At 45.0% G+C, this 7,033-nt stretch carries 5 protein-coding genes; all 5 read left to right on the forward strand.

Annotation, left to right across the window (positions count from 1 at the left end):
* On the forward strand, nucleotides 1-417 hold a 417-nt coding region (locus ACRBG0_RS27310), incomplete at its 5' end, for a hypothetical protein (protein ID WP_431490001.1).
* A gap of 15 nt (nucleotides 418-432) precedes the next feature.
* Nucleotides 433-1,461, forward strand: a complete 1,029-nt coding sequence (locus ACRBG0_RS27315) for a T9SS type A sorting domain-containing protein (protein ID WP_431490002.1) — start codon at nucleotides 433-435, stop codon at nucleotides 1,459-1,461.
* Nucleotides 1,462-1,675: 214 nt separating this feature from the next.
* Nucleotides 1,676-2,182, forward strand: coding sequence for a 1,2-phenylacetyl-CoA epoxidase subunit PaaD (gene paaD, locus ACRBG0_RS27320; protein ID WP_431490003.1), 507 nt, complete (start codon nucleotides 1,676-1,678; stop codon nucleotides 2,180-2,182).
* Between the two features lie 244 nt (nucleotides 2,183-2,426).
* Entirely contained in the window at nucleotides 2,427-5,759 is a 3,333-nt protein-coding gene (locus ACRBG0_RS27325; RefSeq protein ID WP_431490004.1) for a M60 family metallopeptidase, read from the forward strand.
* Nucleotides 5,760-5,913: 154 nt separating this feature from the next.
* The gene (locus tag ACRBG0_RS27330) at nucleotides 5,914-6,987 is read left to right on the forward strand and encodes a serine hydrolase domain-containing protein (RefSeq protein ID WP_431490005.1); all 1,074 of its coding nucleotides are present in this window, start codon (nucleotides 5,914-5,916) and stop codon (nucleotides 6,985-6,987) included.
* The last annotated feature ends 46 nt before the right edge of the window (nucleotides 6,988-7,033 follow it).

A 7,033-nucleotide genomic window follows, 5' to 3' on the forward strand; every position in this document is an offset into this window, starting at 1 on the left:
CTTTGGGGCCATGCCTTCGTTCCTTGGCACCACGCCATCCGTTTTTACCTTCGGTACCACTTCTGTCCCTTGTCCTCGGTCGCTCCGCGCCCCTCGCTCCGGCCTGTTGGCCTGCGCACCTTATTTTTGCGCCAATCGTACCAGTGCGATCGTACGGTTGGCCCACCTCCGTCCTGCGGACACCTCCGCCCGAGCGGAGGACAGGTATATTGCTTTGATTTGGCATATATTTGGGAGGGGGAGTTTGTTATTCTCTCGAAATCCAGGAACTACCAAACCATCATTGGTTTCAGTAACGTCTTAAGCGTATTACACACAAATGATCTCGGAGAGATCAAAATATTGGTAGCTCCAACATTGACTTGGCGATTCGACCTCGGAGAGTGTCGCACCACGTTAGCGTTTGACACCATTTGAAAAAACAACCAAAAAATGAAAAACAATCTACTTGCCTGTATTCTTCTATTGTGCTTGCCCTTGGCCAGTTGGGCGCAAATTCCTTCGGACTGTACGATCCCCAGCGTACTGCGGGACGCCTACGACCGCGATGTCAAAGGAATGGCCATCAAACGGATGCAGGCCCAGAATAGTCCTGACAATGCGCTCATTGAAATTCCGGCCACCGTGCAAGACAGTATACTGGAAGGGATGGCCGCTATTTTTAACCTGAGCAACGAACTGCCCGAAGCAGATTCGGTCTTCAACCGCTACTGTGTACACGACAATTTTAACTCTCCTGCCCTGCTGGGATTCATTGTTGGTGTGGATACAGACTCGCCTATCGCCCAGGCTTGGGCCCAGGGCACTACGCTCACCGGCAATGCTATCCTCGACAATCTATTGACGACCTATAACTTTACGTTGCAAAGCTACTTCAACTTCGGGGCCGGTGTTTTGTATACCGATCAGTACCTCAACCTTTTTGCGCTGGCAGATTCTATTACCGCCAGTGTGCCGGAGACCTCCTACGCAGAGCCCGATTACATCATCGGCAATGCCGGGCGCATCAATTACAGCACCGACGAAGCCGGTAACCGCCTTTACGAGTTTCGCTACGAATGGAATGACTGCTTTGATGGTTGTGATAACTTCTACAGCTGGTTTTTTACCGTTGGTCCCGACTGTAGCGTAACCTTTACGGGCACCGATGAAGGAGGCTTCTTTGGTATCGAAAACTTGCCTGCTCCCACCGATTGTCAGCTCACCACTGATGTGAAAGCTCCCAGCCTTTTCCCTGACTTTCGGCTGTTTCCCAACCCTGTGGGCAATACCTTGCGCTGGCAAGCCGCGCCCGACACAGGTTTTTGGCAAATCCACAACGCTCAAGGGCAGCTTGTACAGCGCGGCCAATGGTCGTCTGCTAGCATAGAGGTGGCCCACTGGCCGGCGGGGCTATACTACCTCAGCGGCTATCTGGCCAATGGGGAGAAGGTACTGGAGAAGGCTTGGGTGAAGGGGTAGTAGGGTGCGGTGGGGTGCGGAGTGCGAGGTGCGGGCTTTGCTTGCGAGGGTACTCTTCCGATTACTCGAAAGAGCGGTTGTGCTCGTTTCACTCGCGGGTAGCGCCAGCGAGCACCCCCCGTGAGTTCCGAGATATCGGAACGAACACTATTTCCCCCACCCACGCAACCAAGCCGAACACTTGTTCGTTTCATTTATATAAACCACGCTTACCATGGCTAACACGACCAACACCATTGACTTGAATGACGTTCGGAACATTCTTGAACAAGTAAGTGACCCGGAAATACCGGTGCTCACCATCACGGATTTGGGGATTGTGCGGGAGGTTCGGCTGGATAAATCGGGGCAGCTGGAGGTTGTGATTACGCCTACCTATTCTGGCTGTCCGGCCATGAATATGATTGAGGTCAATATTCGTGCGGTGCTACAGGATGCGGGCTACGATCCGGTCACCATCACGACGGTACTCTCGCCCGCATGGACGACGGATTGGATGACTGAAAATGGCAAAAAGAAACTCAAAGCCTACGGCATCGCTCCCCCCGAGCCCGGCAATGTAGACAAGCACGCCCTATTCCAGGACGACAAAAAAGTAGAATGCCCCCGCTGTAGCAGTCGTAATACCGAGATGATCGCGCAGTTTGGCTCCACGGCCTGCAAATCCCTCTACCGTTGTCTGGATTGTTTGGAGCCTTTTGATTATTTCAAGTGTCATTAATAAGCTTAATTGAGGAGCCTCCGCTGCTCTCCTGATGGTCGTTTGCGGCGGGCTGTTCGTTATTATGTGCTCGCTGTGCTGCGCGCATACCACTGCCATCCCTAGGCCCTGCGCGCTCCGCTTGCCTTAGCCCATAAAATATTTTATCTTTAGGCCAAGATTTATTGGGCAGCATATCCGTACTGTCCCAATTTTATACTCCCAACCTTATAGCCAGCTCACGACCTCCAAGCAAACTGCAAACATGCAAAAGCAATCTATTACTTTTATTGACCAATTAGCGGTCAAAGCTAGCCATTCAATATTACTTGTACTTGTACTTTTTCTTTCAAGTCGCGCTTCTGGACAAAGACTCTATATTGAAAATATAAATTCATCCGACGCTAATTATCAGCAGGTAGATTTTTATGATCTAGAAAGTGGAACATTTAATTATGATGTAGCCAATTCATTGCCTTTTGATACAGAAGAAGGCTGGGCATTACTTGCGGTCGATGAAGACTTTTTTTATTACCAAAATACTGATTTGACAAGTGGCGACTATGGTCAAATAGACACTTGGGATGGAACGACAAGAAGTAATTATGCCCATCTTGACGAGATATTTCCCTCTCCCAATCGTTGGACGCTAGCTGGAGCAGATAATGGCCTTCTCTATTTTCAAATAAAAGATCAGTCTGATTCCGATTATGGCCAAATAGACACATGGGATGGAACAACAAGAAGCAATTATGGTAGCTTGTCTGATGCTGTTGTTGCTACTCAGTTTTGGACGGTAACTGGCGCTTACAATGGAGTTATTTATATGATGTGGATACATTCCACGGTCAATTACGGCGATATTTATACCTGGGATGGAAGTACTCGAACGCTTCAGTTAAGGTTAAAAAACATAGTTTCAGATCAGTTTAGCTATACGATGAATGGTATTCATTTACCACCACCAGATGTAACTGAATTATTAACTTCATTGAGTAACCTTAAATCTCACATTGAAGGAGTTAATCTAATGACCGCAGAAGAGATTGAAAACCAACATGAGGCTATTTTATACAATGTTAATCTATTTGAGACTGATCTGGATGTGATATCCAGGTCTCTTGATTTGGTGGATTGTTTTGAAACCATAAAAGGTGCTTTATTCACAACGAGCAACACCTCCTCAGGTATCCCCAGAACACCAGCTGGAGGCCTGGAACTAGAACGCACCATGCTAAGTGTGCAACAAGCACTGATTGACAAATCCTACTCACTCGACAATCTATCTAATTTTCCAGAGGTATTTAGAAATAGAAAATTTCAAACATCCAACTATTTTCCAGGCGCCGTAGAACCACCTACCGATTCAACGATTACGGAAACCCCGACGATCAACGCTTCACACATGCCCGCTTGGGGCACACAAGCTAACGGTGTCGCGACAGCAGCAAGACGCCCCACAGGTTGTTATCTAGCGCCTGGAAGCCTTGCTACAATTACAGTCCCTGCTAGCCTTGTCAATAAGGGTTGTCAAATTAGGGTAGGTGCTCATTACTGGGATCTAGCAAATAAAAGCATTATCAAAAGAATGGACAGGGTGGCGTTGCTCTATGATATAAGTTCTACGACGACCCTCGTAGGTAACCCTCTTGGAGGAAACATTTACATAGAAATCCCTTACCAACTGGACGAAGGGCTTCAAGAGATAAGTATTTCGAATGTTGTTCGTTCTCCATTTTTCTCTTATAAAGAATCACATGAAACGAGCCTTAGCGAGTGGCAAAACATAGAACGAAACCACCCCGGAGCATGGGCTGACTTTGAATCCGACAGGTATATGATGCAAGTTCCTACCAGCTGGATTTACAACTTTGACAACCCACAAAGCTTAATGCAAAACTGGGATAGAGGGTCTGATGCAGTTTCTGAAATGCTCGGTCGGCCTGACCTCCGAACGAAAACACCAACATATACCCAAATCGATGTTATATTCAGAGGAAGTGCTTATTTCCCAGGCTATCCAATGTCCAACTATCCTTACAGTCCTAATGATGTGACTGATGGCAATAAAGACCACCCTTTATTAAAAGGATCGGATCATATTGGTTCTATACATTGGCATGAACACGGACATCAGGAAAATATTACCAAATTTCCAGGAGAGACAGAAGCCCTGGTCAATTTTCTATACATCGCGGTGATGAATAAAAATTTTGACATGGATCTTGATACCGCATTTAATACATCATTTACACCTACTTTGAATATTTATATGGACGATGCCGCAGAAATGAGAGTCATAACGGAAACATTCAGACAAGGCAACCCAAGAAATATATCTAATCAACCCGGAGACGAAGTCAAATATCAGCATCGAGGCTATGCTCATTATGTCGACATAGTAGATCTTTTTGGATGGTGCGCCGTAGAAGATTTTTGGTATTCAGAGAGTGTAGACTACATGAATGGCATTATATATGACACCAACAACCCGGACCAAGACGATAGAATCTATAGGATGTGTAAAGCTGCAGGAATTGACCTAAGACCACTGTTTCATTTTTGGGGTATTCATCCTGAAAACCCTTCGAGTTTAGAAGCTCTAATTGAAACAGAAAACTTGCCTTCATCGAGTAGAATTTATGATCGATTAGAACATTATCAATCATTAATCCCTATGAATAACCAGGAATTTAATGATCACGCCTATGAACGCTACCCAAATGGTTTTTCCGGAAATAATAACAACCCCTTATTTGGAAAAGGGTGGTATGAAGTCTGGTCACCTTTATATAATGAAACACACGGTGACTCTGCCCAAGTTGCACTTCAAAACATTATTGATCTCTATTATCCATTAGGCCGACCAACGAATTTGGATTGTAACCTTTGTGATATCAGCCCTGAATTTAAAGTAGCATTAAACAACTGGGTAGATGGCAATCAAATCATACTACCACTAGGCGATTCCGTAACGATGACACCAGGTAATTTAGATCGAGATGCTTGGACCTGGACAGGTCCTAATGGTTTTACTTCTAATGACAGAACAATCTCTATCACCATCGTTGACCAAAGTGATTATGGCACATACATTGCGACTTACGCTGATGAGTACGGCTGTACAACTACGGTCACTTATGAAATTTGTGGGAGCACAGAAGAGGTACCATACAATGGAATTGATGATGATTGTAACCCGCTCACACTAGATGATGACCTAGATCAAGACGGTTTCCTATTGGCTGATGATTGTGATGACACCAACCCTAATATTAATCCTGATGCAGAAGAAATCGCAAACAATGGCATAGACGAAGACTGCGATGATATGGACTTGACATCATCCATCCACGAAATCGCGAATACCGCTGTAAGTATCTATCCCAATCCAGCTACAAACATTATAAATATTGACATTGAAGGCCATTTGAATTTTCAAGTCACTCTCTACAACCTGGAAGGCAAACCAATGCTGACCTCTTCAAATACAAATCAACTTGAACTAAAATCTACCCCCACAGGCATTTACCTTCTTGAAGTCAAAGACCACACATCGGGACAAAAGATAGTCGAAAGAATAGTGATTGAGAAATAAAAATATCAGCCCTAAAATACACCCTCTATCGAATCCATCCTCCGGGCTTATCACCCTCACGAACCCTTTGTTAGAAAAAGAACAATTGGCTATACTTCCTTTATCGACACCACGTTATAGTCACGAATTTAGCTACAGTACTAAAACCTAAAACATGAAGACGAGTATTCTGGTATTCTGCCTATGCTGCTTTTCTATCACCTCTTTTGCTCAAAGATCCCCTATCCCTGGCCTTCCTGCGGTTGATTACCAAGATGCTGGTTTCAATAGCGATTCAATAGACGCGCTTATACCAATAATGGATAATTTCGACCAGCTGGATTTCAGAGGGATGGTCGTGATTAAAGACAACAACATCTTGATGGAATGGTACTATAATAGCCATACTAGATCTGACATCAATGACATCCGATCTGCCGGAAAGAGTATTACCTCTTTGCTACTAGGTGTGGCGATCAAAGAAGGCTTGGTTCAAAATCTAGATCAGGACGTTTATTCTTTTTTCTCAAAAGAGAAGTATCCTTCCATACACGAAGACTATAAGCAAATCAAGATCAGGGACCTGTTGGATATGTCTTCCGGATTAGACGCAGATGCGGATGATTGGAGAACTCCCGGCAATGCCGGTCAGTGGATGGGAAAAGACGAATGGGTAGAATACCTATTAGGTATTCCATTGGCAAAAAAGCCCGGTGAGCAATGGGTTTATGCAGACATTAATGCCGCGTTGATAGGAGCTATCATAGAGGAAACATCCGGTATGAGTCTCAATGACTTTGCTAGAAAAAACGTGTTTGCTCCTTTGGGGATCAAGAAATATTACTGGTATACAAACGCTGCAAATCAAACCGTGGCTGCTGGAACATTATTTCTATCCACCGTAGACTTTGCTAAACTGGGAGTACTCGTCGCCAATGAAGGGAAATGGGGCGACAACCAAATCGTCCCAGCAGATTACATAGAGACATTACTGGCCCGCAAGGTTTTCGACCTCACAGAGATGTCTTCTCTTGCGAACGCTTATGGAATGTTCTGGTACAAAACCCAGCGAACATACAACGGCAAAGAAATCGACTTTTTATATGCCTCAGGAAACGGTGGAAATTATTTAGTCGTAGTACCTCAAGAAAACATGGTTATCGCGTTGACCTCAACAGCCTATGGCACCGGGTACGGGCACAGAAGAGCACAGGCTATTGTGCATAAGCTTCTCAATGCATTAGAGTAAAATGACTCTCTGGCATTTTTTGTGTTTAGAGTCAATCGAAAACAAA

The organism is Lewinella sp. (assembly GCF_050633125.1).
Classification (GTDB): domain Bacteria; phylum Bacteroidota; class Bacteroidia; order Chitinophagales; family Saprospiraceae; genus Lewinella.

Bases quoted from the DNA above. Each gene is read 5' to 3' on its own strand.
- paaD (WP_431490003.1), top strand. From the start codon at position 1,676: ATGGCTAACACGACCAACACCATTGACTTGAATGACGTTCGGAACATT.
- ACRBG0_RS27325 (WP_431490004.1), top strand. From the start codon at position 2,427: ATGCAAAAGCAATCTATTACTTTTATTGACCAATTAGCGGTCAAAGCT.
- ACRBG0_RS27330 (WP_431490005.1), top strand. From the start codon at position 5,914: ATGAAGACGAGTATTCTGGTATTCTGCCTATGCTGCTTTTCTATCACC.
- ACRBG0_RS27315 (WP_431490002.1), top strand. From the start codon at position 433: ATGAAAAACAATCTACTTGCCTGTATTCTTCTATTGTGCTTGCCCTTG.